At 48.0% G+C, this 23,815-nt stretch carries 25 protein-coding genes; 15 read left to right on the forward strand and 10 right to left on the reverse strand.

Annotated features, from left to right (window positions below):
* The first annotated feature begins 43 nt into the window (after positions 1 to 43).
* The 5 genes from ACJJJB_RS04315 to ACJJJB_RS04335 all read left to right on the forward strand — a co-directional run bounded on the left by ACJJJB_RS04315 (position 44) and on the right by ACJJJB_RS04335 (position 3,098).
* Positions 44 to 352 (forward strand): hypothetical protein, encoded by a 309-nt coding sequence (locus ACJJJB_RS04315; RefSeq protein WP_444945356.1) that lies wholly within the window; start codon positions 44 to 46, stop codon positions 350 to 352.
* Between the two features lie 77 nt (positions 353 to 429).
* Positions 430 to 1,014: a hypothetical protein gene (locus tag ACJJJB_RS04320; protein ID WP_444945355.1), complete on the forward strand. Its 585-nt coding sequence runs from the start codon at positions 430 to 432 to the stop codon at positions 1,012 to 1,014.
* Entirely contained in the window at positions 1,004 to 1,708 is a 705-nt protein-coding gene (locus ACJJJB_RS04325) for a hypothetical protein (protein ID WP_444945354.1), read from the forward strand. The genes ACJJJB_RS04320 and ACJJJB_RS04325 overlap by 11 nt, the downstream gene beginning before the upstream one ends.
* 137 nt (positions 1,709 to 1,845) lie before the next feature.
* A complete protein-coding gene (locus ACJJJB_RS04330) occupies positions 1,846 to 2,604 on the forward strand; it encodes a hypothetical protein (protein WP_444945353.1) in 759 nt (252 codons plus the stop codon).
* Between the two features lie 8 nt (positions 2,605 to 2,612).
* Positions 2,613 to 3,098 carry a hypothetical protein gene (locus tag ACJJJB_RS04335; protein WP_020414683.1) on the forward strand — a complete coding sequence of 162 codons (486 nt, stop codon included), beginning with the start codon at positions 2,613 to 2,615 and terminating at the stop codon, positions 3,096 to 3,098.
* Positions 3,099 to 3,644: 546 nt separating this feature from the next.
* Here the strand turns inward: ACJJJB_RS04335 and ACJJJB_RS04340 are convergent.
* From ACJJJB_RS04340 to ACJJJB_RS04350, 3 genes are all read right to left on the reverse strand, one after another.
* Positions 3,645 to 3,872, reverse strand: a complete 228-nt coding sequence (locus tag ACJJJB_RS04340; RefSeq protein ID WP_445365798.1) for a hypothetical protein — start codon at positions 3,870 to 3,872, stop codon at positions 3,645 to 3,647.
* 197 nt (positions 3,873 to 4,069) lie between these two features.
* Positions 4,070 to 4,390, reverse strand: a complete 321-nt coding sequence (locus ACJJJB_RS04345) for a helix-turn-helix domain-containing protein (RefSeq protein ID WP_040629199.1) — start codon at positions 4,388 to 4,390, stop codon at positions 4,070 to 4,072.
* 39 nt (positions 4,391 to 4,429) lie between these two features.
* Complete coding sequence (locus ACJJJB_RS04350; protein ID WP_020414686.1) at positions 4,430 to 5,434, reverse strand: tRNA dihydrouridine synthase; 1,005 nt, start codon at positions 5,432 to 5,434, stop codon at positions 4,430 to 4,432.
* 481 nt (positions 5,435 to 5,915) lie between these two features.
* On the opposite strand from ACJJJB_RS04350, the gene ACJJJB_RS04355 reads away from it, so the two are divergent.
* The 4 genes from ACJJJB_RS04355 to ACJJJB_RS04370 all read left to right on the forward strand — a co-directional run bounded on the left by ACJJJB_RS04355 (position 5,916) and on the right by ACJJJB_RS04370 (position 10,111).
* On the forward strand, positions 5,916 to 6,149 hold the full coding sequence (locus ACJJJB_RS04355) for an OadG family protein (protein ID WP_020414687.1): 234 nt from the start codon (positions 5,916 to 5,918) through the stop codon (positions 6,147 to 6,149).
* A gap of 56 nt (positions 6,150 to 6,205) precedes the next feature.
* Entirely contained in the window at positions 6,206 to 7,996 is a 1,791-nt protein-coding gene (oadA, locus tag ACJJJB_RS04360; protein WP_020414688.1) for a sodium-extruding oxaloacetate decarboxylase subunit alpha, read from the forward strand.
* A gap of 16 nt (positions 7,997 to 8,012) precedes the next feature.
* Positions 8,013 to 9,329 (forward strand): sodium ion-translocating decarboxylase subunit beta, encoded by a 1,317-nt coding sequence (locus ACJJJB_RS04365; RefSeq protein ID WP_026305252.1) that lies wholly within the window; start codon positions 8,013 to 8,015, stop codon positions 9,327 to 9,329.
* Between the two features lie 320 nt (positions 9,330 to 9,649).
* Positions 9,650 to 10,111 (forward strand): hypothetical protein, encoded by a 462-nt coding sequence (locus ACJJJB_RS04370; RefSeq protein WP_020414690.1) that lies wholly within the window; start codon positions 9,650 to 9,652, stop codon positions 10,109 to 10,111.
* Between the two features lie 163 nt (positions 10,112 to 10,274).
* Here ACJJJB_RS04370 and ACJJJB_RS04375 read toward each other — a convergent pair whose 3' ends face one another.
* Positions 10,275 to 10,907, reverse strand: coding sequence for a type 1 glutamine amidotransferase (locus tag ACJJJB_RS04375; RefSeq protein ID WP_445365799.1), 633 nt, complete (start codon positions 10,905 to 10,907; stop codon positions 10,275 to 10,277).
* A gap of 1 nt (position 10,908) precedes the next feature.
* Positions 10,909 to 11,562, reverse strand: a complete 654-nt coding sequence (locus tag ACJJJB_RS04380; RefSeq protein WP_445365800.1) for a hypothetical protein — start codon at positions 11,560 to 11,562, stop codon at positions 10,909 to 10,911.
* A 97-nt stretch (positions 11,563 to 11,659) separates the two neighbouring features.
* Between ACJJJB_RS04380 and ACJJJB_RS04385 the strand changes: the two genes are divergently transcribed.
* Positions 11,660 to 12,541 carry a LysR family transcriptional regulator gene (locus ACJJJB_RS04385; RefSeq protein ID WP_282951132.1) on the forward strand — a complete coding sequence of 294 codons (882 nt, stop codon included), beginning with the start codon at positions 11,660 to 11,662 and terminating at the stop codon, positions 12,539 to 12,541.
* Positions 12,542 to 12,632: 91 nt separating this feature from the next.
* Here ACJJJB_RS04385 and ACJJJB_RS04390 read toward each other — a convergent pair whose 3' ends face one another.
* A complete protein-coding gene (locus ACJJJB_RS04390) occupies positions 12,633 to 13,256 on the reverse strand; it encodes a hypothetical protein (protein ID WP_444945350.1) in 624 nt (207 codons plus the stop codon).
* A 234-nt stretch (positions 13,257 to 13,490) separates the two neighbouring features.
* On the opposite strand from ACJJJB_RS04390, the gene djlA reads away from it, so the two are divergent.
* The 3 genes from djlA to ACJJJB_RS04405 all read left to right on the forward strand — a co-directional run bounded on the left by djlA (position 13,491) and on the right by ACJJJB_RS04405 (position 15,970).
* Positions 13,491 to 14,273 carry a co-chaperone DjlA gene (gene djlA, locus ACJJJB_RS04395; RefSeq protein WP_020414695.1) on the forward strand — a complete coding sequence of 261 codons (783 nt, stop codon included), beginning with the start codon at positions 13,491 to 13,493 and terminating at the stop codon, positions 14,271 to 14,273.
* Positions 14,274 to 14,357: 84 nt separating this feature from the next.
* A complete protein-coding gene (locus ACJJJB_RS04400; protein ID WP_282951129.1) occupies positions 14,358 to 14,672 on the forward strand; it encodes a BolA family protein in 315 nt (104 codons plus the stop codon).
* Positions 14,673 to 15,127: 455 nt separating this feature from the next.
* Positions 15,128 to 15,970 carry an OmpW/AlkL family protein gene (locus tag ACJJJB_RS04405; RefSeq protein ID WP_020414697.1) on the forward strand — a complete coding sequence of 281 codons (843 nt, stop codon included), beginning with the start codon at positions 15,128 to 15,130 and terminating at the stop codon, positions 15,968 to 15,970.
* Between the two features lie 383 nt (positions 15,971 to 16,353).
* Here the strand turns inward: ACJJJB_RS04405 and ACJJJB_RS04410 are convergent, their stop codons facing one another.
* Both ACJJJB_RS04410 and recQ read right to left on the reverse strand, forming a co-directional pair.
* Positions 16,354 to 17,865 (reverse strand): CoA-acylating methylmalonate-semialdehyde dehydrogenase, encoded by a 1,512-nt coding sequence (locus tag ACJJJB_RS04410; protein WP_020414698.1) that lies wholly within the window; start codon positions 17,863 to 17,865, stop codon positions 16,354 to 16,356.
* A 102-nt stretch (positions 17,866 to 17,967) separates the two neighbouring features.
* Positions 17,968 to 19,770: a DNA helicase RecQ gene (gene recQ / locus ACJJJB_RS04415; RefSeq protein ID WP_353375041.1), complete on the reverse strand. Its 1,803-nt coding sequence runs from the start codon at positions 19,768 to 19,770 to the stop codon at positions 17,968 to 17,970.
* Positions 19,771 to 19,922: 152 nt separating this feature from the next.
* Between recQ and ACJJJB_RS04420 the strand changes: the two genes are divergently transcribed.
* Positions 19,923 to 20,354, forward strand: a complete 432-nt coding sequence (locus tag ACJJJB_RS04420; RefSeq protein WP_282951126.1) for a hypothetical protein — start codon at positions 19,923 to 19,925, stop codon at positions 20,352 to 20,354.
* On the opposite strand, the gene ACJJJB_RS04425 is transcribed toward ACJJJB_RS04420, so the two are convergent.
* On the reverse strand, positions 20,335 to 21,162 hold the full coding sequence (locus ACJJJB_RS04425; RefSeq protein ID WP_020414701.1) for a glutaminyl-peptide cyclotransferase: 828 nt from the start codon (positions 21,160 to 21,162) through the stop codon (positions 20,335 to 20,337). The two genes, ACJJJB_RS04420 and ACJJJB_RS04425, sit on opposite strands and share 20 nt — an antisense overlap.
* Before the next feature lie 9 nt (positions 21,163 to 21,171).
* Here ACJJJB_RS04425 and ACJJJB_RS04430 point away from each other — a divergent pair, with 9 nt between their 5' ends.
* Positions 21,172 to 21,813: a DUF502 domain-containing protein gene (locus tag ACJJJB_RS04430; RefSeq protein WP_020414702.1), complete on the forward strand. Its 642-nt coding sequence runs from the start codon at positions 21,172 to 21,174 to the stop codon at positions 21,811 to 21,813.
* Between the two features lie 8 nt (positions 21,814 to 21,821).
* Here the strand turns inward: ACJJJB_RS04430 and mnmC are convergent, their stop codons facing one another.
* Positions 21,822 to 23,807: a bifunctional tRNA (5-methylaminomethyl-2-thiouridine)(34)-methyltransferase MnmC2/FAD-dependent 5-carboxymethylaminomethyl-2-thiouridine(34) oxidoreductase MnmC1 gene (gene mnmC, locus ACJJJB_RS04435; RefSeq protein ID WP_445365801.1), complete on the reverse strand. Its 1,986-nt coding sequence runs from the start codon at positions 23,805 to 23,807 to the stop codon at positions 21,822 to 21,824.
* Positions 23,808 to 23,815 lie beyond the last annotated feature (8 nt).

Consider the following 23,815-nt stretch of genomic DNA (forward strand, 5'->3'; position numbering starts at 1 on the left):
AGATAACCACTTTATTGATTTATAGATTTTTTAAGAGACTGTAATGGTGAAATATTTTTTAGTCACTGTGTTGTTTTTAATGGCTGCACAAAGTTGCGCTATTAATTCTCAAGTAAGTTTTGCTACAAATGAGTCAGATATTGATGGGTGTAGCTATTTGGGAAGTGTAAGCACCAGTGGAAAAACAGAAGTTCAGGCAAAGAAGGATGCTTTGCAGCAATCAAAAAAAATTGGTGGTGACATTTTATTAGATGAGCCTGGTGTGGAATTAGCATTTTCTCATGGTAAAACTAATGACGGTCAATATTTCACATACTATGGGAGGGTATATACCTGTAAAAATAGAGATTGACGTGAATATTTGGGGGCGGAGTAAAATTTTGACGCATTTTTATTAATGGGGCGACCACTGCTGCATTTGCTGCTTTGATGAGTGAGGCAGCTGCCGGTTCAATTAATGGTAATGGAGATGGAGGGTTGAATGAACCTGGAGGAAGTGGCGGCAAGTTCAAAGCACCTGTGAATGTGGATGAGTCGGTAGCCTATTCATCGAGATCAGAGGCGCTAGCAGCAGCAGACGCTTCTGTAGCTGCTATGGGCGATGCTTATGAGTGGTCGAGTTTCGTCGTTGAAAAAGGGGGACTTTACTATACGACACACCCCACAACTTCACTACTTCAACATGGTGTAAGGTACGATGGCGCAAGTCTTCAACGGTTATATGATGATGGATTTTCCATTAAAGTTGTCCACCATAACCATCCCACGAACCCTTATTTCTCCGATTCAGACCGGAACTTCTCTGGAGGTGTAAGGCTTTCAAATATGACCACCAATAGTTTTGTGGTTACTTTGCGTCATGGTAATTCATTTAGGTATGTGACATCGATGATGTCGAGTATGAGCGATCGTGCTATAAGACAAAATTATGGCCTAACATCAAGACAAGTAAAGCTCCAGAAATTGAGCGGACGTATTGTTAAAGGACAAGTGTGTAATAATTATGGCTGTTAAGAAAAGTGTTTTAGTTGTATATGTTATTACTCTGCTATTTAGTCAGTATGCATATTCATGTGAAGGAGACGTTTGCTCTGAGCACTTTATCTATAAACTGTATGACTCTGTAGCCGATTATTATGATGCTGACGCTGTAAAGGAATACAGAGAGGTATTTCTTTCAGAGAAATCGACTATCGAAGATCAAAAAAAGTTGGCAGAGAGGTTTATAAATGAAACACCAGGGTATCATCAGTTCGTTGAAGACTATTACTATTTTCTAGGATTTGACTTGGATGAGAGTTCATTTGCTAATCTTGTGATTTCCGCAATATTTGAAGAGGGTGCAACAAAAACCTCTTTTGAATACGCATTGCTACGCTCTCATGCTGCATATACCTATAGAACTAGAGTGAACGAGATACTCTACAGGAAGGCACCTAAGAAATGTGGCTTTAGTAAAGTTATTATTCTGGGTGACGTTATTACAAATAGCGGAGATCCTATAGGTTGGCTTGATTTAGCGGATACCAATCATAAATTGATACGGTGTGCATCAGATAATCGTATTTGGTCTTATTCTTTGAGCAAAAAGCGCTGGCAAGAAATTACGCCAAGTCGAGCGGAAGGGTTGCTTTCTGATGTGGTTGAAGATGAATCAGATGCCGCTGCAATAGAAACTTTAGTGAGTATTGTTAGCGCCCGGCGGTAACTTCGCAAATGGCGCTGCGACGGCGGCCTTTGCGGCGGTTGTAAGTAGTGCTGCTGAAGCGAGCCAAGGTGGCGAAAGCCTAGAAGCTAAGTCCTAAACGTGTAAAAGTGTTTCTCATTGTCGTAAGGTATTTGAGAATGGGTACCGGCTTAAATGGGTATGGCTATGCAGCGAAAGTCTTTGCTCACTCGGTTACCGGTGGTTTACTGTCTGCGGCTCAGGGAGGTAAGTTTAAACACGGCTTTGCCGCAGCGGGTGTGACCCAGGCCTTTGCAGGAGGTATAGATTCAATAGATGCTGGCAATGTTGGCTTTAGTGCGGCGAGAGTCATTGCAGCCGCGATCGTTGGCGGTACAGCCTCTGCAGTATCGGGTGGTAAGTTTGCCAATGGAGCGATAACCGCGGCGTTTTCCAGGGCTTTTAATGAAGAGAATCATCCTACTGCACAAGAGAAGTGGAAACAGCGCTACGAGTTACTTAGATTTAAAGTTTTTAAAGGTGTCCAGGAAGGATCCGATACGCCTATTCAGTTAAGTCAGCTAGATATAATTACTATCGCAGAGTATATGAGCATTAAGGCTGATGAAATTAACCCTCTAAATATTTCTGAATTTTCAGAAAATTTTATTAGCAAGGCGGATACATTTCTATATGGATATGCTAATCAAGAATTTTATGTTGATAATATTGGGGTCTTCAAAGGGGGTGAAATAAACTATATTGGTGTTGGTGTATTTGCTGGGCGTTATGGATTTTCTGAAGCTACTCTAAATACACTCGTAGGCGCTTGGAATGTAAATGATGTTCTTGCTGGTAAAGGAAGCTACAATTTATATCAGGCACAAGCCGGGGGGCTTTGGTCAAGATTTGGTCGAGACTATTACAATATTAAGTGATGATGTAAATGAATAATAAGCTTATTAAACTTACTGTTATTTTTTTTCTCGGGCTACTCCTAATTGCATCATATTTTGTGGTTCAGTTTATTTCGGCTACTAAATCCCCTTGCTCTAATTTGCGGTCTTTATCTAAAGATGAAGTGTTATTGGAGCAGTTGTGGAGTGGTGTGGAAAATGTACTTAGTAATTTCTCAGATTATCGAGTAGATCACTCAAGAGTTGGATTGATGTACGCTGAGGATGCGTATAATAATTTTGATATTGATTGGGGATTATTTGATATTCCCGTTAATGTTGCTTCACTAGAATTTTATGGAAGAAATATCGATTATGGTCATTTTGACGTCTCACAGGTTGAGAGTATAAAAGTTGGTTATGGTTATAGATACTATTTGAAATTTAAACTAGCTCCCCACTCGGTTGGTGCAGATCAAGAAAAAGTAAATGATAAATTAAGATATACGGAAGTTCTTATTGAGTGTAGGGAGTAATTGCACAAAAAGGGTCGACCGGTAATTTTTCTCCTGTCCAGGAACCTATTTTGATGAAAATGGTGTTCCAGTTACCGTTGGGGTCGGGCCGTTTGGTAACACAGTTAGCGCAGATGGTACGACAGCCTATAGTTTTGATTCTAATACTGGGACGTTAATTAATCTGATAGCGACCGGTACAGCTGGACAGGTGTGCGCTATTGTTTGTCTAGCTCCGATAGCAAAATGTTTACAACTACTACTCAGGAGTTATGTTTCAGTGACGTCCTGGGCGGGGATAGGACAAACGGCTGATTTAGCTGCGTGACGTTGGATTATGGTTGGCGGCGCAACACGTTGGAATTATTTCAAAACGATGCTTTGGGGGCCTCAAGTAAGAGGTGGGCAGCTTATATTAAGAGGCTACCGTCAGAATCCCTTCTCAAACTCTATTACTGGCACTTTACCTAGGTCACAAGTGAAGTGGCCCGCTGGGGCAGAGATGTGGAGGGGGATATTTGGGCCGCGGCAAATTAAATAGAGGATTTTTTATATGCTTTTTGTCTTTTATGTTTGTGCTGCCTTGTTAGCGTTGAAGTTGTTATGGAATTTGATAATTCCAATATCAGTAACTTTTTTTTGGTCGAAAGATGAACGTAAAAATAGAGGGGTGTCACTTGCACCTATTGAGTTTTTGATTCTTCTTGTAATAACTGCGCTTTCTTTTTTTGATGAGAGACTGTCTATTTTAGGTGTAAATGGCTTTGCTTTATTTGGCGTTGGTGTTATTGCCATAGTGGCCACCTATGTATTCATATATATCTTTTTATGCTTATTTAAAGGGCGGTTTTCTGATTGAATTTTACTGAAAAGTAATTGCCGGAATCATCATAATAGTATGAAATCAAGACACCCATAGCTTAGAGAACGGTGCACAGCCAGTTTCTGAACTCCCACATAGCCCCAAGGATAACTCCGGCGGGGTTTTTTGTTTAACCGACTTGCCGCTTGGCATCCCAATGCCGGGATTGATACTTAATAATCATCCCGTCCAGCAACTCCTTGACGATCTCTTTCTCTTCCGTTGGCAGTTGGCTGATAGCTTCAAATTGCAGACTTAGCTGCTCATCCAGTCCGCGCTCGTCTTCTTCGAATACCAGTGAGTCAATGGTGATACTCATGGCGACAGCAATCTGTTTTAACGCCTCCAGGGAAGGCTGTGTTGCCTCGGCTTCATAGCGCCGAATCGGATTGACATGAACCCCGGTGGCGTCGGCCATCTGTTGCTGGGTCAGCTCGCGCTCACCACGCAGGGTAAAGTCTCTGTATCGCTTGGCGGACGATAGCTTTACTCAAGCAGCCTCAAACTTCTCTTGCTCACCACGGCGCTCTTGAAAAAATAGATTCTCGATAGCTTCCGCTTCTCGCAAGCGCTTAATTTTGTCAAAAAATAATTGAGCTTCAGGAAAGGCGAGTTTGAGATATGCCAGCCACTGCTTGATTCGGTTGCCCAGGTATTTAGCCGGATAAACTTCCCTGGTTGTTTGGTAGTATCCCCAGAGCAGTTCCAATACTTGCTGCCAGGCCATAGGGATATAGTTCTCCCCCGAACAATAGGCTTTAATTTGTAAGCCGAGGTCCGGCCTGGCCAAAAGGCTACGCCCAAACATAAATGCGCTACAGCCTGTTACCTCACGGCACCGCTGAAACTCCTTGAGAGTCCAAATATCGCCATTGGCGATAACGGGTATTTCCAGCTGTTGGCGAATCTCCCCGATATATTCCCAATAAGCGGGTGGCTTGTAACCGTCTACCTTTGAGCGCGCGTGTACTGCCAGTTCATTGGCGCCTCCCGCGGCTGCCGCCATAGCGTTATCCATGTAAGAGGATCTGTCATTAAAACCCAGGCGGATTTTAGCGGTCACCGGGATGCTTTCCGGGACGGCTCGGCGCACAGTGCCAACAATCGCTTCCACGCGATGGGGGCTTTGCAATAAGCAGGCACCGCCATCACTGTTATTGACGGACTTTGCCGGGCAGCCAAAGTTCAGGTCGATAGCTTTTGCCCCAACAGAGACGGCCTTTATGGCATTGGTGGCCATAGCTTCTGGGTTTCCGCCCAACAGTTGCAGGCGCACCGGGGTGCCGGTGGTTGTTTCGGCATCTTGCAGCAGTTCGGGGCAGAGTCTTGTAAATACACGGCGGGGCAACCGGGTGTTTGTCACTCTCACAAACTCTGTGACACAGACATCGACGCCTCCGACAGTTGAGAGCAGTTCGCGCACATGGTGGTCGATAACTCCCTCCATAGGAGCCTGGTAAATCTTTGGCTGCTGGGAATCTGTCTTGTCGGTCATAAAGCTGAAAATGGAGAAATAAAGGCTAAAAGTTGGCGCATATTCTATCAGCTAGTTGGTTAGGTTTTGTAAAAACACTCATTCATACGTAGTTTTATTTAGGAGGATCAGCCTCTATGCGAAGGGGGCGTGCACTAAAATTGAGCATGTTGAACAGTGCGTCACAGTTGCCTCTGAAACCATTAAGTGTTTGATTTTAAAAGCAACTTGTATTGATAATAGATAATTGTTCAAGCTTCCATGCTGCTGAATGGGGCTCAGATAGTAGATAGTTTTGTAAATTGTGCCCAGGGAAGTTTTGGGATGGTTGTATTTGCAAGTCTCGGGAATTAGATTGCGGGACGGATAGGCACATGCGATAGAGGGTTTGAAAAGACTCCTGCAAGGGCGAGGCTGACCTCAAGCTGGCGCAAAAATTATAGGGGCAGGCACGAGTGGGGATGGTTTTGATCGCGCCTGAAAACTTAGGGGGAATAAGATAGTGCAAGATTTACTTTTTCAACAGGGACTGGATATTACGCTGTTCGGGATGGGGATTGTTTTTACTTTCCTGTTATTGCTGGTGATTGGTACCAGTATTATGTCCCGAGTTATCACACGTTATTTTCCCGAGGCCGAGCCGGCCGTATCTTCAACAAACTCCCCATCAGGCGATAACGCGCGTCTGCATGCTGTTATCAAAGCGGCAATCGAACAACATAGAAAAAAACGCTAGCCGTATTAATTCGCATCTGAACAACATTTAATCATTTCTGCCGAGAGAGATAACCCATGACTGAGGTTAAAAAGCCATTGGGGATTACCGATGTAGTCCTGCGCGACGCCCACCAGTCACTGTTCGCAACACGTCTGCGACTGGACGATATGCTGCCCATCGCGGAAAAACTGGATAAAGTAGGATTCTGGTCACTGGAATCCTGGGGTGGTGCCACTTTTGATTCCTGTATTCGCTATCTCGGCGAAGATCCTTGGGAGCGTATTCGTGAGCTGAAAAAAGCTATGCCCAATACGCCCCAGCAAATGTTATTCCGCGGCCAGAATATTCTTGGTTACCGTCATTATGCGGATGACGTGGTGGAAAAATTTGTTGAGCGCGCTGCTGAAAATGGTGTGGACGTGTTTCGTGTGTTCGATGCCATGAATGATATGCGTAACCTGAAAACTGCACTGGCCGCAGTTAAAAAGCAGGATAAGCACGCTCAAGGCACTATCTCTTATACAGTGAGCCCAGTGCATACCATGGATCTATGGGTAGACTTGGGTCGTCAAATTGAGGATATGGGCGCGGACTCCATTGCCATTAAGGATATGGCGGGCCTCTTGCGTCCATATGAAGGTTATGAGCTGGTGACTCGCTTGAAGGCGGCAGTGGATATTCCTATCCATATGCAGTGCCACGCAACGACAGGCCTCTCTACCGCGACAGCTCTTAAGTGTATCGAGGCCGGAATCGACAATGTCGATACGGCTATCAGCTCAATGTCTATGACCTATGGTCACAGCCCTACTGAAGCCTTGGTAGCTATTTTGGAGGGCACTGAGCGCGATACCGGGCTGAATATCAACCTGCTGGAAGAGATTGCGGCTTATTTCCGCGAGGTGCGCAAGAAGTACGTGAAATTTGAGGGGTCTCTGAAAGGCGTGGACTCCCGTATCCTGGTGGCCCAGGTTCCGGGCGGTATGCTGACCAATATGGAGAACCAATTGCGTGAGCAGGGCGCGGGGGACCGCCTCGATGAAGTTCTCGAAGAAATTCCCCGAGTGCGTCAGGATTTGGGGTATATCCCACTGGTAACTCCCACCTCGCAGATTGTCGGCACCCAGGCGGTGCTGAATGTGCTGACCGGCGAGCGTTATCAATCTATCTCAAAAGAAACGGCTGCTGTTCTAAAAGGTGAGTACGGCTCAACTCCTGCCGAGGTCAATAAAGAGCTGCAAACCCGTGTGCTCGACGGAGCAGCTCCAGTCACTTGCCGACCGGCCGACCTGATCACCCCTGAATTGGATAAGCTCACTTTAGAACTGCAGGAGAAGGCCGGCGAGCAGGATATTGCACTCACCAATGGGGAGAGTGAAATCGACGATGTACTCACCTATGCACTCTTCCCGCAGATTGGTTTGAAGTTCCTGAAAAACCGCAATAACCCCGATGCTTTTGAGCCGGTTCCAACCGGAAAGGAGAATAGTGCGGTCAAGAATGATAAAGGTGAGGAGGTCTATACAGTTACTGTAGAAGGGCAGAGTTACACCGTTACAGTTGCGGATGGTGGTGACCTGACTGGTGTTGCTCCGGTAAATGGTATTGCCCCTGTTCCTGCTGCTAATACCAGCCCAATATCTGCAACTGGCGGAGAGCCAGTAAATGCGCCGCTCGCAGGTAATATTTTCAAGGTAATGGTGAAACCAGGTGATCAGGTCAATGAGGGGCAGGCCATCCTGGTTCTGGAAGCTATGAAGATGGAAACTGTGGTGAGTGCTCCCCGAAGCGGTAATGTTGCCAATGTGGCAGTAAAAGAGGGCGATTCCGTGGCGGTGGGTGATGCCCTGCTGTCTATCGCATAGCAGGTAGGAGTCGCAAGTGGATAATTTAATCAGTCTTTGGCAATCGTCCGGCGTTTCTCAAATGGCGCCTGGCCAGTTTGTCATGATTATTGTGGGGCTGGGATTGCTATTCCTTGCCGTTCGCAAAAAATTTGAGCCGCTGCTGCTGGTTCCAATCGGCTTTGGTGGAATCCTGGCAAATATTCCTGGGGCCGATCTGGCACTTTCTGCTGCAGAGACAGCACTGACTCAGGGAGATGCCAGTGTGCTGGCTCAGATGGGGCAGATTCTCGGCTTGGAGAGCGGGGCGAGCTTGGGGGCATTGAAGGAGGCCTTAGGTAGTGCGCCAGCTGCAGTGCAGGTTCAGGCTGCAGAGTTTGCAAGGGATGCCGGTTTCAACAATGGAATGTTGTACAGCTTTTATTCGGTAGCTATTGCTTCCGGTGTGGCACCCCTGGTGATCTTTATGGGGGTTGGTGCCATGACGGATTTTGGCCCGCTACTTGCCAACCCTCGCACCTTGTTCCTGGGGGCAGCCGCTCAGTTTGGTATTTTTGCCACGGTGCTTGGTGCGGTAGGTCTTTCTGTGGCTGGGATTATGGATTTCTCAATTGCTGATGCAGCGGCTATCGGGATTATCGGCGGTGCGGACGGTCCTACAGCCATCTATGTCTCGAGCCTGCTAGCTCCAGATCTCCTTGGTGCAATTGCCGTGGCAGCCTATTCCTATATGGCATTGGTCCCTATGATCCAGCCGCCGATTATGCGTGCCCTGACTACAGAGCAGGAGCGTCGCATTGAGATGGTGCAGTTGAGGCATGTGAGCAAGAGAGAGAAGATTACTTTCCCGCTGTTATTGTTGATCCTGGTTGCCCTGTTCCTGCCGGCGGCAGCTCCACTGTTAGGTATGTTCTGTTTTGGCAACCTGATGAGAGAGTGTGGTGTAGTGGCTCGCTTATCCGACACTGCCCAGAATGCCCTGATCAACATCACTACAATTTTCCTCGGTCTGTCTGTCGGCTCCAAGCTTGCCGCCGATAAATTCCTGGATCCAAAAACCCTCGGTATTCTCGCCTTGGGTATTGTGGCATTTGCTATTGGTACTGCTGCGGGCGTATTGATGGCCAAGTTGCTCAATGTGTTTAGTAAGCACAAAGTGAACCCTTTAATTGGCTCTGCTGGAGTATCTGCTGTACCAATGGCCGCGCGGGTATCAAATAAAGTTGGGCTTGAGTCCAACCCCCATAACTTCCTGTTGATGCATGCAATGGGGCCGAATGTGGCAGGTGTCATTGGCTCTGCGGTTGCAGCCGGAGTGATGATCAGTATGGTGCGTAGCCTTGCGGGTGGTTGATTTATCTGATTAGTAACTTCAAAAAAGGGGCGAGCTTCGGTTTGCCCCTTTTTCGTTGTCCTGCAGTAAGAGACTCGTAATCTAGTCAGAAATTGCAGCCATTTTGGCTGTTGATTTTGTTTACTTTTCGTGGCTTTTTGATAATCGAAGAATAACGAGTCCTCAAAGTACAAATTAGATTTGTGTCAATTTTAATGATGCTTTTTCGCAGGCTTTAGAGGTTCTCTCCCAAAACAAAATTCATTTTGAGTTAAGGTTAATTACGTTATATTTCTTCCAGTTAATTTCGTGCTATAAGAAACTGTATTGGAAGTACAAGTATGCGTAGTTTGCCTCTCCTTATTTCCCTGGCCTTATTCTCTGCTCCAGTCATGGCTCATGACAATCATGTAACCTCACAAGACCTTAGAGAGATTAAGAGGGAGGTTGTAAAGCTTCGCAATGAGGTTCATTCCCTTAGGGGTGAAGATCAGAGTTCAAGTGAAGTTCGCAAGTTGAAGAAAGAGGTTGTGAGGCTTCGTAAGGACATTCGTTCTATGCAAGATATGATTTTGCAGTTACAAACGATGGTTGAGGAACAATCGAATGGAGCGCAAACAGGGGTGGTGCTCCAACCCGTAGAGGAGCGTCCTAAGTGGGCATGCTATATGAAGGATATGCGAGCGGGAGGTATGCATTCTAAAGGGTTCACTCGTGTAGAGGCGAAAGGGAAGTTGCTTGAGACCTGCTCTCAACGCGGCGGAGTCTGTTTCGAAAATAAAATTACCTGTTCTAACGAATAAGTTTTTGGATGATAGGGCCTGCTATCCTGATGATGCTTACAATAAGCGTTTGTAGGCCCTCGTCCGATTTTCCCCCACGGGTTTCCATTGCTAGTCATTTAACTGCTAGAACGCCGCTTTGGCTTACTCCCTTTTTTTACTGAAAATTAAGTTATGGCTTAATCTAGAGTGCGAAGTGGGTATTAAGTAGTCTAAATAGTGCTTTTTTACTTGCTATGTGGTTGCTTTGAGGGGAACCGTAGGATTTATAAAAGCCCGGGAATAGTGCGGCAATAACTTTTTGTGACCACTCTAGGTGAAATTGTATACCCAGTACTTTTTCCTTGAATAAAAATGCCTGGTTTGGACATTGCTCAGATTCGGCTAGGCGCTCGGCTCCAATCGGGATATCAAAATAATAGCTATGGGCTTGAAATACTTTTTCGATATTCAGGTTTAGTTTGTGGGAGCCTTTTATTGGTAGCCAGCCCATCTCTTCCTGATCTAATGGTCGGATGTTTGCCCCCAATATATAGGCAAGAATCTGTGCGCCCAGGCAAATGCCTAATATCGGCACAGCTTGCTCAATATGACCTTTCAACCATTCAATCTCATCGGCAAGCCATGGCAATTTATGGCGATCATCAACGTTCATCATCCCACCCAAGAGAATGATGCCATCAAACTGGCCTTTTGGCAGATGAGAATTTTGTGGGTTTACCGTGGTAAGTGAAACATGATGATCTCGGGCCCAGTCTGAAATATATCCTGGTCCTTCGGTTTCCTCATGTTGGATAATTAAAATATGTTTACCCACTTTATTGAAAGTCCTGGCTTTCAAAATACAGTTGCTTCTTTAAGTCAATGCCTGCCTTTGTCAACTTTTCAGGCCAGCTCTTGCTCGTTAGTGGTTTTTCACTATCAATACTAATTTCTATCGGGGAATTTGGAGTGACGTTGACTAGCAGAATTTGGTCGAAACTAGGGTTGGAAGCTATCTCATGGATCAGTAGTGCAAAATTATTATGTTGTACTAGTTGATAGGAACCATTTCCCCCTTGTCTTAAGGGGTGATCTAGTAATTTTCCTGTTACTTCAAAACGAATAGGATCCTGGTCAGCTTTACCCCCCCTCTCAAAGTGTCCTTTAAATACTCTGGCGGAAAAGGACTTTAACTCTCCACTGCGTAGTTTGTTTAATGAGAATTGTTCGGGCTCAAGCGTGATAAGTTCAGAGCCCTGAACTAAATCGTCCACTTTGACGTGGTCATTGGTTTTAAGTGTAAGAATAATCTGGTGACTGTGGCGCCCGCCATGAAGAGGCATATGAGAAGCTATCAACTGGCCATCTATAGAAAACAGTGCCATTCCATGAACGCCGATTGAGTGGTCATTATGGGAGGGAGCTGATGCTAGTGCCGGGGATAAGCTTGATTGAATGAAAATCATCCAGGCCAGAACAAATTTCTTCATCGGTTACTACTGTGCTTTTCTACGTTTTTGAGACTTAGGGATTCTAGATGTACATTAGTGATGAATCGATTCATTTTACTCAATATTTGATTCCAAAATGGAAATAGAAGCATTAGAGAAATTTCTCGATATTGCCGTTACTGAGAACCTGCAACGTTCTGCTGACCGACTGGACATGACGCCTGGGGGGCTGAGTAAAATTTTGCGCCGTCTTGAGGGGGAGCTGGGTGTACGCCTCTTTGAGCGTGTGGGAAAGCAACTCAAGATCAATGATGAGGGTCGCAGACTACAAAGTCGTGCTAGTGAGATTGTTACTCTTGCCAGGAAAGCCCGGGTAGAAGTTGGCGGTCTTGGTACTCACTTGGAATGCCGGATAGCTGCGCCTGCCATGTTGCAGTTAACTTGGGCTGCACACATCCAGAAGCAAGTAACGATATACCAGCCAAACATACGCCTGTCATTTATATCTGCTTTTGAGTCTTTGGCCCTTAAGATGCTGATTCGGGGTGAGGTGGATATGGCACTAATTTCGGGAGTGGTGCTAGGGCAGGTTCCTTCTTCTATGGAGGTCCACAGTATTGGCTCAACCCGCATGTGTATAGCGGCTGGCCCTGAGCATCCATTGGCCAGTGGTGGTCATTCCGAAGTGGTGGTGACGTTGGACAATATTTTGCAATACCCTTTTGCTGCTCCACGAATATCTCCTTTCTGTGGGGAGGAGCGGGGTATAGGCAGTGATGGGTGGCCAGAAGATCTCTTCTCAAGAAAAATACACGCGGTTGTGAATGATTATGGCGTGCTTTGCCGGCTTGTAATGCAGGCTGAATTACTTGCCTTCCTTCCAGAAGCGCTAGTGGATGAGATGGGGGGAGTGAAACTTAAGGTTGAAGGGGGGCGTGTTCAGTCCCAGGAGGACCTTTTCATTGTTTGGAGGGGTGGGGACGGTAGTTGGCTGGATAAATTGATTGGCTTTTTTTAGTTGACAGTAAAGTGTTTAGTTTTAGCTGCGGATAAGTAATAAAAGCGAGCTTAAATCATGGCTCGCTTTTATTGAATAAACCTTGATTGAGTTAGTTTGAGGTGCGTTCTGGGGGACAGGGCGTGCCTGCAGCAATCCATCCTTTCATAGCTTCAACCAGCTTTTCATGTGGAATGGTCACGGGTTGCCTTTTTCCCCCTGGGTTCCAGCCCCAGAGTGCCAGGGGGTTATCACTCATAAACTTCAGTAGGCTCTCGGGAGAGCGGCCGCCATTATCTTGTGGGGTTGTAAGGAGCTTGCAGATTTGAGCTGAAGACATATGTGACCAGTTAAGTTCGATTGGTGCCATGGCCCATCCTGGGGCACCTGGTGCTCCTGTCACAGGATTATTTTGATTGGAGTGACAATTGCGGCACTGCATGGTCCCTGATCCCATATTATTTGGGCCTCGCTCTACACGAGGGATATGTGGGGAACCTTCGTTGATCAGGGGCATCTCTAGCTGATGGCAATTTAGGCACCGGGGGTGCAGGAGAACCTCTACGATAGTTTCCCAGTCCTGATGTCCGGTGTTGTCAGCTCTGGCGTCCTGCGTTTGCCTTTCAGCTGTCTGGCTAGGCTTGCCCGCTCGGTCCTCGCAGGCCGTGAAAACCAGAAACAGTGATGCGCAAAAGGCCATGTGTGGTAATAAACGTACTGCTTGTCGCAGTTTCATTTAATCCGTCCTCAGTTCTGGGAAGAATACTCAACCTTAATTGTGGCAGATTGCCAGGGACAGCTAGCGGACTTGATAAGGATATCCAGCCTAAATTGTACATCTAAGCCAAGCGATTTTTGACCGATAAGTCATAAATGTATCTTGGCGCAAACTTCTGCGTGGTATTATGTGCGCTCTTTCAAGTAGAAATATCTGATATTGGAGTGCTGATTGGCACTCGGAGGAGAGAGTATGTCCTGGTTAGGGGCGGGAATCGGCGCCGGGTTTGGCTTTATGTTTGGAGGGCCCATTGGAGCAGCTTTGGGTGCTTGGGTAGGTAGCTCCTTCGGCTCAGGGTTGCGGCGCTTGGGTGGTGCCAAGGCTGTGCTTAATCGAGATGGAGCACAGACAATTTTTATCGTGACGCTGTTTTCCATGTTGGCAAAGATGGCCAAGGCCGATGGGCTTGTTTCCAAAGCGGAAGTGCAGCTGATTGAGGAGTTCATCCAAAATAATCTTCGCCTCGGAGGTGAAGAGCGCAAAGATGCTATTCGTATTTTTGAGAATGCGAAGACTGATAAGTACAGTATTTATGATTATGCCAGGCAGTACCGGATGCTGGTGCACGATCAAGCAATGCGTGAAATGGTTTATCGCCTTTTGTTTGCTGTTGCCTATGCGGACGGTGAATTACATGCTGCGGAAGAAGAAATTTTACGCCGAATCACTGCTGACCTGGGGCTGCATGAATCTCTTTTTACTGCCATGCAGAATGAATTTGGGCGACGGGGTGGAAACAGCGCATCCGATCTGAAGCAGCACTATGCGGTACTTGGCTGCTCTCCGGAGACCAGTGATAAAGATCTGAAGCTGGCTTATAGGCGCAAAGCTGCAGAGTATCACCCAGATAAAATAGCCGCCAAAGGCCTCCCTGAAGAGTTTATGCGCCATGCTGAAGATCAGATGAAAAGCATCACTGTCGCCTATGAAGCAGTTGTTGAGGAAAGAAAGCGTAAGGCAAAAGTTGTAAGTTGATTGTGGGGTGTTAATACCCCCATTCTTTTTATTCGTCAGAGCTAAACACGCATACTTCACCCTATTGAGTTTTTGAGAGATCTTATGAGTCTTGCCCAAAAAATAGAAGAAAAATTAAGCGCCGTATTTAACCCGCAATATATTGATGTCCAGTGTGAAAGCCATATGCACAATGTGCCAGTGGGCTCAGAGATGCATTTCCGGGTGGTTTTGGTTAGTGATGTTTTTAACTCCATTAGAAAAGTTCAGCGCCACCAAAAGGTATATGCTGCTCTTTCTGATGAAATGGCTGGCCCGATACATGCGCTTGCATTACATACTTATGCGCCAGATGAATGGCAAGGCGAGGCTCCGAGTAGCCCTGAATGCCAAGGCGGGAGTAAAAGCAAAGGCAAATAAGTGCCTTAGTTATTTTGAGAAATTAGGTTTCATCGTTTTATAGATAACTCCTCCCCTAGGTTTGGCTACATAAAGCTCAAATGAAGAGCCTTATGTAGCTCTTATACTATCTGTCGAGTCTGTTCTTTTTTTGTCATTTTTTTCTTTTTCTATCTACCGGTCTAGTTCATCTTGTATTCATTATCCGCCCAATAGAGCTGGGTAGAGAGAGGCATCTTGGGAGGGGTATGGATAAGCAGGTAAAATAGATTAAGCCATAAAAACCGTAACTAACCACTATTCTGACTAATCAATAACGCGCCAAAAGATTTTATATCTGCCATAAAAATAAAAAACTAAGTTTAGGCGCCAACAATTGAGCGTTTTTTCTACACCCGTATTTTCGTGCGACTAGACTGACCATTGATTGGGCTGATTGCTGTTTGATCTGCTGAATTTCAATGGAGTTACCACAAATGAAGATGACGCGTATTCTGATACCCGTAATGACGCCCCTCGCCTTAGCAATCTCTAGTGTCGCTTCGGCAGGACCCGCTGGCTATGCCCCTCCGCCACCGCCTACACAGGAATTTAAGGTCCGTATTGGTGGTGCTTACATTTCTCCGAATTCGGATAATGTGACTTTTGCTGATAGTTTGCTTATCTGGCCGGATCCTATTAACCCTAATTTCAATCGTCAATGGGGCGCTTTTAGAACTAATATCGACCCAAGTGACGAATGGGGTTGGTTTATTAATGCGGAATGGAAGCCTTGGGATCACTGGAGTGTTTCTTTAAGCTATACCGATGGTGATCGCCATACCGGTGGACGTCGAGATGGCTGGCATAATCGCTTTGGTTTGCGTGAGTTCGGCCGTAGAGGTGATTTTGCCCGCTGGGAACCCCAGATGACGGCTGCATACCTGAACTGGTACCCTTTGCCTCCTAGCTGCCTGATACAGCCTTACATGGGTGTTGGTATTAACTATACCGACTTCAGCAGTGAGCGCCTAAGAGATTGGGGTTGGATCAACCCATTCACTGGAAGGAGTGAATTCTGGGGTGGTCGGCTAAACCTGGGGGATAATTGGGGTTATACCTGGCAAATTGGTGTTGACTTTACTTTTGGTCATGATAGTAGCTGGCTAATAAATATTGCTGGTATATATTATGATGTTGATACTGATATTGAAGTTGATACTTTCTTCACAGATGTACCAAGGCAGGTGAACTATCGTCATAGATTTGGCGGTGATTATCTGTTTGATCCCTGGGTTTTTAATATCGGTGTAGGTTATAAGTTTGACTTCCACTGGTAATTAATCTTACCTTGCAAGGGGTGCTGTGCACCCCTTTCATTTTTTAAGATACTGTCTATCGCATCCTTTTTTAAGTCTAAAAATTTCTCCTCTGCATTCCATCGATAATTCATTTTCTGAATTTTATGGTGAGAATTTTTCTTATATATTTTAATTTCTGATCTCGCTTAACTTTTTATGTGATCTTGAGATTTTCTCTTGGTTTATGGAGATTGAAATGTAGGGTGTTGGTGGTTGTTAATAATGCAGTAGTGGTTGATTTATTGTGTAAGATATCTTAAATAGTAAATGATCTGCTTTTAATTTTATTTCCATAGCGCCGGAAGTGGTTTTTATTTTTAGTTGATAAGGGGCTAGCTACGAGCCCCGAAGTACCTTTACAACTATCCATTACTTGGAAAGCTAAACTGGGCTCCCTCTCTAACCCCGCTTGCCGGCCAGCGTTGAGTAATGGTCTTACGTTTGGTGTAAAAGCGTACCGAATCCGGTCCGTATGCATGTAAATCGCCAAAGAGTGAACGCTTCCAGCCGCCGAAGCTGTGATGTGCGACGGGTACGGGTAGCGGAACATTGATACCTACCATGCCGACTTTGATATTGTCACTAAAATATCGAGCCGCTTCTCCATCACGAGTGAATAGACAAGTTCCGTTTCCGTACTCATGGCGATCAATAATATCCATGGCTTCCTGCATGGTTTCTACACGCATAATACAAAGAACAGGGCCAAATATTTCACTGCTATGGATTATCATTTCAGGTTTAACATGATCGAACAGGCAGGCTCCAAGGTAATTACCTTGCTCTAAGCCTGGAGTCCTTAAATTGCGACCATCGATAACCAGCTTCGCACCTTCCTCGACCCCTGTGGCTATAAGGCCTTGAACTTTTTCCAGGTGGGCAGAAGTAACTAATGGACCCATGTCATTCTGGTTGTCCATGCCATCGCCAACTTTGAGTGTGGCTATCTGTTCTTTGAGTTTCTCGACTAAGGTATCGGCTGTATCATTCCCAACTGCGACAGCTACAGAAATGGCCATACAGCGTTCGCCACAGGAGCCGTAAGCGGCTCCCATTAGGGCTGCGACAGCGTTATCCAGGTCAGCATCGGGCATCACTATGGCATGGTTTTTGGCTCCGCCAAATGCTTGAACTCGTTTTCCATGTGCGGTGCCGGTGGTATAAACATATTCCGCAATCGGAGTAGAGCCGACAAAGCTAACTGCCTGAATACGCTTATCGGTGAGTATTGTATCTACAGCTTCCTTATCACCGTTGACGACATTTAAGACTCCTGCAGGGATACCTGCCTCAATACCTAATTCTGCAATAAATAGGGCTGAGGAAGGAGTGCGCTCTGAAGGTTTCAGTATGAAAGTGTTGCCGCAGGCAATGGCCATTGGCCACATCCATAAAGGGACCATCGCCGGGAAATTAAAAGGAGTGATCCCTGCGCAGACACCTAGGGGCTGAAATTCGCTCCAGGAGTCAATTGCGGGGCCGACATTTTTGCTGTGTTCTCCTTTGAGCATTTCAGGAGCTGAGCAGACATACTCTATATTCTCAATCCCGCGCTGCAGTTCTCCCATCGCATCGTTAAGCACCTTGCCGTGCTCCAGGGTAATCAGTTCACAAATCCTGTCTGCGTTTTGTTCCAGCAGATCTCTCAGGCGGTACATGATCCGCACACGCTTGGCGGTCGGGGTGTTACGCCAGGCAGGGTAGGCGGTTTCGGCAGCTGCAATGGCCTCTTCCACGGTAGCTTTACTGGCTAGTGAAACTTTGCCGAGAACTTCATTGGTAGAGGGGTTGGTGACATCCTGTAGGCGGAAACCGGCACCACTGTCATCATTATGGGTCAGGGCGCCATTAATCAGGTGGCCTATCACTTTCATAGGATTTTCTCGCTGGGGATTAACGCATTATTTTTTTACTTCTTTCCGCCTTTTTAACACAGGTAAACCCAAGGTGGAAAAAATCCCAGGAGATAAAAGGTTCTACAGCTTGGGGAAATCCCGCAAGACGGCGAGAAAAGCATCCCCGAAGCGCTCGAGCTTACTGTCACCTACACCGGAAACTTTAAGTAACTCTGCTCGAGTGTACGGGTGAGCCTTGACCATGCCTCTTAGGGTGGCATCGTGAAATACGACATATGGAGGCACACCACGCTCCTCCGCCAGTTGCTTACGGCAGTTACGCAGGGCTTCCCACAGCGGCTGCTCCTCTGGGGCTAGCTCTTCGAGATTCGCGGTATTCCGAGTTTGTGTTTGAGTCGCATTATTTGGCAGCTTGCGCAAGAATAGAGTTTCTTCACCTCGTAATAAGGGACGACAGATTTCTGTCAGTCTTAAACATTGATATTCACCCTCAACCTCCAGGTAGCCGCGCACGATTAGCTGGCGGACCACCGCGCGCCACTCGATAGTGGAAAGACTTTTACCAATCCCATGGGTGGAGAGTTGATCGTGACCAAATTTGCGCACTTTCTCATTTTCTGAGCCCCGCAGTACGTCGATTACGTGGCTGGCACCAAAGCGCTGGCTGGTTCGATAGACGCAGGAGAGCAATTTGACAGCAGCTTCGCTGCCGTCCCAGGTCGCGGGAGGTTCAAGACAGGTGTCGCAGTTACCGCAGGGCTCTTCCAGGTCCTCTGCAAAATAATGCAGAAGAGACTGGCGGCGACAGCTGGTAATTTCGCACAAGCCAAGCATGGCATTGAGGCGAGCACGTTCCTGGCGCTTGTGCTCTTCACTGCCCTCGGATGCTTCCACCATTTGTCCAAGTTTTACTACGTCCTCAAGGCCATAAAGTAGCAATGCGATGGAGGGTTCCCCATCCCGTCCGGCTCGCCCGGTTTCCTGGTAGTAGGCTTCGATACTTTTGGGCAGGTCCAGATGGATAACAAAACGGACATCCGGTTTGTCGATTCCCATACCGAAGGCAATGGTAGCGACGACAATAACACCTTCCTCTCGCAGGAAACGCCGCTGGTGTTCAGCCCGGGTCTCTACTGGCAAGCCAGCGTGATAGGGCAGGGCCGTAAACCCCTGTTGGCACAGCCACTCAGCAGTATTCTCCACCTTGGCGCGGGACAGGCAATAGATAACCCCGGCATTACTTCCATGGTCATTTTTGAGGAACTGCAGCATTTGGCGGCGTTGGTTATCTTTTGGCTCGATGCGATACTGGATATTGGGGCGGTCAAAACTACTGACAAAATGACGTGCGCCCTCAAGATCCAGGCGCTGGGCAATTTCTGCACGAGTGCGCTTATCGGCGGTCGCTGTCAGGGCGATTCGTGGCACTCTGGGGAACTGCTCGTGCAGGCAGTTCAATTGCAGGTAATCTGCACGAAAGTCGTGCCCCCACTGGGATACACAATGGGCCTCATCAATGGCAAATAATGACAGCTGGATTCTCTGCAGGAGAGCAAGAGTACGAGGCTGTAAAAGCCGTTCCGGCGCCAAGTAGAGAAGATCCAGTTCGCCGTGCAAAAGCTGGTGTTCTATCGACTGTACTTCATCGTAGGAAAGTGAAGAATTCAGGAAAGCCGCGCGTATACCCGCTTCCTGTAGCGCCTCCACTTGATCTTGCATCAAGGCGATAAGAGGGGATATCACTATTCCACAGCCAGGTCTGGCCAGGGCTGGGATCTGATAGCACAGGGATTTCCCCCCACCGGTAGGCATTAAAACCAAGGCGTCCTCTCCGGCCATCAAAGTATTGATCACCGCTTCTTGTGGGTCGCGGAAATGGGTATAGCCGAAGACGTGTTCGAGAATATGCTGTGGAGAATTCATGGCGGCGGAGTATACCCCGCAGGGCAGGTTTGTGCGGTGAGTTTATTTATCGTTTTTTTCTTGAAATACCATGCAATGGCAGTTTTTGTTTTGTGAGATGAATCACGGGGTATAATCGCAAGCTATCACAGCGACCGGCTATGGATAGGGCTATGCGCACTTTGATCCTGTATTTTGTGTTGTGGTTTTGTACTTTGGCTGGGCCTCTGGGTTGCTCATCGATTGCTCCACGTGAGTTAGCGCAGTCTGTTGTTGCAGATACTCATTTGGGGTGGCGTTCCGCCCCGGAAAACCAGCTGGTATTTTCTCTTGCTACCGTATCAGGTGTTGCGCAAGTGGAGCTGCAGCCACTCCCCGAAGAGTTCACTTTGGTAACCCTTGAATTACCGGGAATGCGTAAAGTGGAAGGAATCCAGTGGCAGGATGAGAGCGGCCAATCCACAGTGCTTTACGATGGTGAAGATGGGTTAGATGGTGTCAGCCTCCAAAGCCGTGGCTATGGTTTCGAATTGCAATTACAGCTTTCGTCTATGGACTATCTACGCAATGGCGGTGTACTGACGGTTATCGACCAGAAGCGCTGACTTTTGATGCTTCAGGTTTTATGGTATCGGGGTTGTTGAAGCCGAGCCCTTGCGGGCGAATCAAATATAATTGTTTCCAGTATTTCCCCGTTACCCAGAGGCCGTTGCGCTCCTTGTCCCAGGCTATGCCATTGGCCACAGTATCCGGATGATTGCGTACATCTGGGGTCAGTTGCTGCAGATCTATACCGCCTATTACCTGTCCGCTTTTCGGATCTATGGCAATAATACGGTTGTCCTGCCAGATATTTGCCCAGATCATACCTTGAGCAAACTCAAGTTCGTTTAAGTGCGACCACTTTTCCCCTGCACCCTTTACTTTGAGTTTGCGTAGTATTTTGAAATTATCCGGGTCGCGAATAGCAAGTTCGTCACTGCCGTTGCTCATAATCAGGTGTGTGCCATCGCTGGTAAGTCCCCAACCTTCACCGCTGTAGTTAAGGATCTCCAGGTGATGAAGGTCACTGGCTCGGTAGATATGGGCCTCGCCGGCTTTGTAGGTAAGCAGGTAAAGTTTGCCCCCAAGAACCGTGAGACCTTCGGCAAAAAGTTTACGCGGTAACCATTTGCGCCTTACGGGTTTTGCTGCTGGGTCGGTATACTCGGCAAGCCAGGAGCGGCGATATAATCCGCTGCTTTCCCACCAGCGCTGTCCATCATAGAAAAGCCCTTGAGTGAAGTGGTTTCCACCGCGCTGGCGCTCTTCCAGGATGGAGAATGGGGTCAACTGGAGCTGTGCCTCTGCTGCCAGTGGCAGCAAGGTAGTAAGTAGTAGCAGTATCCAGTTGCGAATTCTAAGTCGGTACATCAATAGTCTATGACCAGAGTAAAAACCTTTGTCACTTTGACCCTGTTGGGTGGCCTGGCAGTCGTGCTGCCTATAGCCATTTTTGTGCTGCTGTTTCAGTGGCTATTTGGTCAAATTAGTGAAATCGTAGCGCCAGCCGTTGTTTGGCTGGAGGCCCACACGGAGTTTAAGGATACCCTTGCACGGCTCGTGGTGATAGCGTTGATTTTGGGTAGCTGTTTCCTGATTGGTTTATTGGTAAAAACCAGTATCGGCCATTGGCTGCATCACCATGTGGATCACTGGTTGGGGCGCTTGGCGCCGGGATATAGCACCATCAAAGACGTGGTTCTCCAGTTTATAGGAGGCGGCGGTGAGGGAGTGTTGTCAGGACCAGTCGCGAGAGTGCGAATTCATGGGGCCGATAACCCGCTGGCGGTTACTGCTATTGTGACTTCACAGCACGCCAATGGGGATATGACCGTTTATGTCCCTACTGCCCCGGTTCCGACTTCCGGCTTTGTGTTCCACGTACCTGCAGAGTGTGTGGAAATATTACCGGGAGTGACGGTAGAGGCCGCGATGAAAACTATAGTGGCCTGCGGCGCCGGTAGTGCCAATCTACTGGCACTACCGGCGAAACCTTCTGAAAAAGGAAAAGGGCGCGATTAAGTGGGGTTTTAGCTGCGGTTTTTGCCCAGGTTGCGAATGGCGAATCTTGCCGGGTGCAGGGCTTTAACCAGGTCTGCTTTGGCCGGCAGGGGCTCGCCCAAGATCCAGGCAGTAAGTATTTCTGCAGTTAACGGGGCATAAGTAAATCCGCGGGAGCCCAATCCGCCCATGACATATAAACCGGGCTGGTAGCTGGCCTGCTTATCGATAAGTAGTTTACGGTTTTTACGCAGGTCACTGTAAGTATTCTCAAGTGAATCCCATTTGGGTAGCGGGCCCGCCAGGGGCAGGTAGTCTGGCGTAGCGGCACGCAGGGCGGCGCGGCCAGTAAGGGTCTGGTCTGAAAATTCTTGAGCGACTCCGGGCAACAGCCCGGCCAAGGTCTCCAGGTTTTCCCGGTGTTCGCTATCTCGCAGATCTATAGCGGTCTCCTTGAGCTTGAATGTTGCCCCAAAGCTCTGGCGGCCTTCATATGCGGGGGTGATGTAACCCTCGCCGCAAAGGGCCATTTTGAGCTTTGCAGAGCCGGCTGTAGCCAGTGCTCGGGATACCTGGCCTCGTATGGGTCTCAGTGGCAAGGCGGTAGCTGGGGCGAAACTGCGAATATCATTGGCCCCACAGAGCACCACAATGTCGGTTTCAATTTTTTCACTGCCAGCTTGCAGTAGCCAACTGCCACCTGAGTGCTCCAGCAGATCAATATTGCTGGTGTGACGCCTTTCAATATTTTTGTGCTCCAGTAGGGCGCTGCAGACTTTCTGCGGTTCCAGCCAGCCTGCGTCAGGGAAATAGAGCCCCGAGAAAGGCAGGCGAACGCCAGCCAGCTCACTGGCCTCGGTTGAGGTTACAGCTCGTGCCACCATTTGCCCCGGATATAATGCCAAGGATGCGGCAATTTGAGACTGGAGCAGTTGCTCTTTTTCGGTCTGGGCTAATTGCAGCAGGCCGCTGAAATGCGCTACCTGAGGGCAGTGCTGGCGATAGTAGCGCTGGGCGAACATCAGGGCGTGCAGGTTGAAGTCGCCATTTGGTCCTGGCTTGGGGGAGAGCTTTCCGTAGAGAATGCCTTGGTTGTTGCCTGAGCCACCGCTGCCGGGGGAGTCTCCTCGTTCAAAGACCCGTACTTGAACTCCACGTTCCGCCAAGGCCCTGGCAATAGTAGCGCCGGAGATTCCACCGCCAATAATGGCAGCAGTTTGAGGGCGTTTGGGGGCCGCTGTCGGCAGGTGCCAGGGGGTCGCGCTGACCCCGCTGGAGTAGAGCTCCTCGAGCGAGCCGCTCAACATCTCCCGCTTGCGGCCAAATCCGGGCACTTTGTGCAGCTTAAAGCCAGCGTCACGGAGCCCGCGCTTAACCAACCCTGCACAGGTGAAAGTGGCAAAGGTAGCGTCGGGTTTACTCAGGGTGGCCATAGCCGTAAACAATTGCGGCGTCCACATATCCGGATTTTTGGCTGGAGCAAAGCCATCCAGGAACCATGCATCCACCACCCGGTCACGGGACTCCTGTTGCAGGCGTAAGTTACTTAAGGCTTCACTGGCTTCCCCGATAATCAGGGTCAGGTTGACCTGGCCGAACTGCAGTCGATGCACGCCCTCAGCCAGCAGGGGCGGGTAGTTGCTGATCAGTTGTTGGCAAAGCGGTTGAAGTTGGGGCCAGAGCTCCAGGGCGCGGCTCAAGTCCTGCGGTCGCAGTGGAAACTTTTCCACGGATATAAAGTGCAGGTGAGCGCTTTTGGGCGCAATTTTCTGCCACAACTCCCAAGCGGCCAGGAAGTTAAGGCCGGTGCCAAAACCGGTTTCGCCGATAGTAAAGGTGCCGTTTTCTGGCAGGTCTGCCCAGCGCTCCGTCAGGGAATTTTGCTGTAGGAATACGTAACGAGTCTCTTCCAGTCCAGAGGCGGTAGAGAAATAAATATCGTCGTAGGCTCGGGACAAGGGTTGACCATCTTCGCGCCAATCGATATCCGCGTGCTTATTGCTGGGTTCGCTCACAATTGTGC

It is taken from the genome of Microbulbifer variabilis (genome assembly GCF_052468405.1).

Coding starts and splice junctions, on each gene's coding strand:
- djlA (WP_020414695.1), top strand. CDS start 13,491: ATGTCCTGGTTAGGGGCGGGAATCGGCGCCGGGTTTGGCTTTATGTTT.
- ACJJJB_RS04340 (WP_445365798.1), bottom strand. CDS start 3,872: ATGGCAATAACACCAACGCCAAATAAAGCAAAGCCATTTACACCTAAA.
- ACJJJB_RS04400 (WP_282951129.1), top strand. CDS start 14,358: ATGAGTCTTGCCCAAAAAATAGAAGAAAAATTAAGCGCCGTATTTAAC.
- ACJJJB_RS04370 (WP_020414690.1), top strand. CDS start 9,650: ATGCGTAGTTTGCCTCTCCTTATTTCCCTGGCCTTATTCTCTGCTCCA.
- ACJJJB_RS04410 (WP_020414698.1), bottom strand. CDS start 17,865: ATGAAAGTGATAGGCCACCTGATTAATGGCGCCCTGACCCATAATGAT.
- ACJJJB_RS04330 (WP_444945353.1), top strand. CDS start 1,846: ATGGGTACCGGCTTAAATGGGTATGGCTATGCAGCGAAAGTCTTTGCT.
- ACJJJB_RS04385 (WP_282951132.1), top strand. CDS start 11,660: ATGGAAATAGAAGCATTAGAGAAATTTCTCGATATTGCCGTTACTGAG.
- oadA (WP_020414688.1), top strand. CDS start 6,206: ATGACTGAGGTTAAAAAGCCATTGGGGATTACCGATGTAGTCCTGCGC.
- ACJJJB_RS04315 (WP_444945356.1), top strand. CDS start 44: ATGGTGAAATATTTTTTAGTCACTGTGTTGTTTTTAATGGCTGCACAA.
- recQ (WP_353375041.1), bottom strand. CDS start 19,770: ATGAATTCTCCACAGCATATTCTCGAACACGTCTTCGGCTATACCCAT.
- ACJJJB_RS04425 (WP_020414701.1), bottom strand. CDS start 21,162: ATGTACCGACTTAGAATTCGCAACTGGATACTGCTACTACTTACTACC.
- ACJJJB_RS04320 (WP_444945355.1), top strand. CDS start 430: ATGAGTGAGGCAGCTGCCGGTTCAATTAATGGTAATGGAGATGGAGGG.
- ACJJJB_RS04335 (WP_020414683.1), top strand. CDS start 2,613: ATGAATAATAAGCTTATTAAACTTACTGTTATTTTTTTTCTCGGGCTA.
- ACJJJB_RS04405 (WP_020414697.1), top strand. CDS start 15,128: ATGAAGATGACGCGTATTCTGATACCCGTAATGACGCCCCTCGCCTTA.
- ACJJJB_RS04380 (WP_445365800.1), bottom strand. CDS start 11,562: ATGAAGAAATTTGTTCTGGCCTGGATGATTTTCATTCAATCAAGCTTA.
- ACJJJB_RS04420 (WP_282951126.1), top strand. CDS start 19,923: ATGCGCACTTTGATCCTGTATTTTGTGTTGTGGTTTTGTACTTTGGCT.
- ACJJJB_RS04430 (WP_020414702.1), top strand. CDS start 21,172: ATGACCAGAGTAAAAACCTTTGTCACTTTGACCCTGTTGGGTGGCCTG.
- ACJJJB_RS04350 (WP_020414686.1), bottom strand. CDS start 5,434: ATGACCGACAAGACAGATTCCCAGCAGCCAAAGATTTACCAGGCTCCT.
- ACJJJB_RS04390 (WP_444945350.1), bottom strand. CDS start 13,256: ATGAAACTGCGACAAGCAGTACGTTTATTACCACACATGGCCTTTTGC.
- ACJJJB_RS04325 (WP_444945354.1), top strand. CDS start 1,004: ATGGCTGTTAAGAAAAGTGTTTTAGTTGTATATGTTATTACTCTGCTA.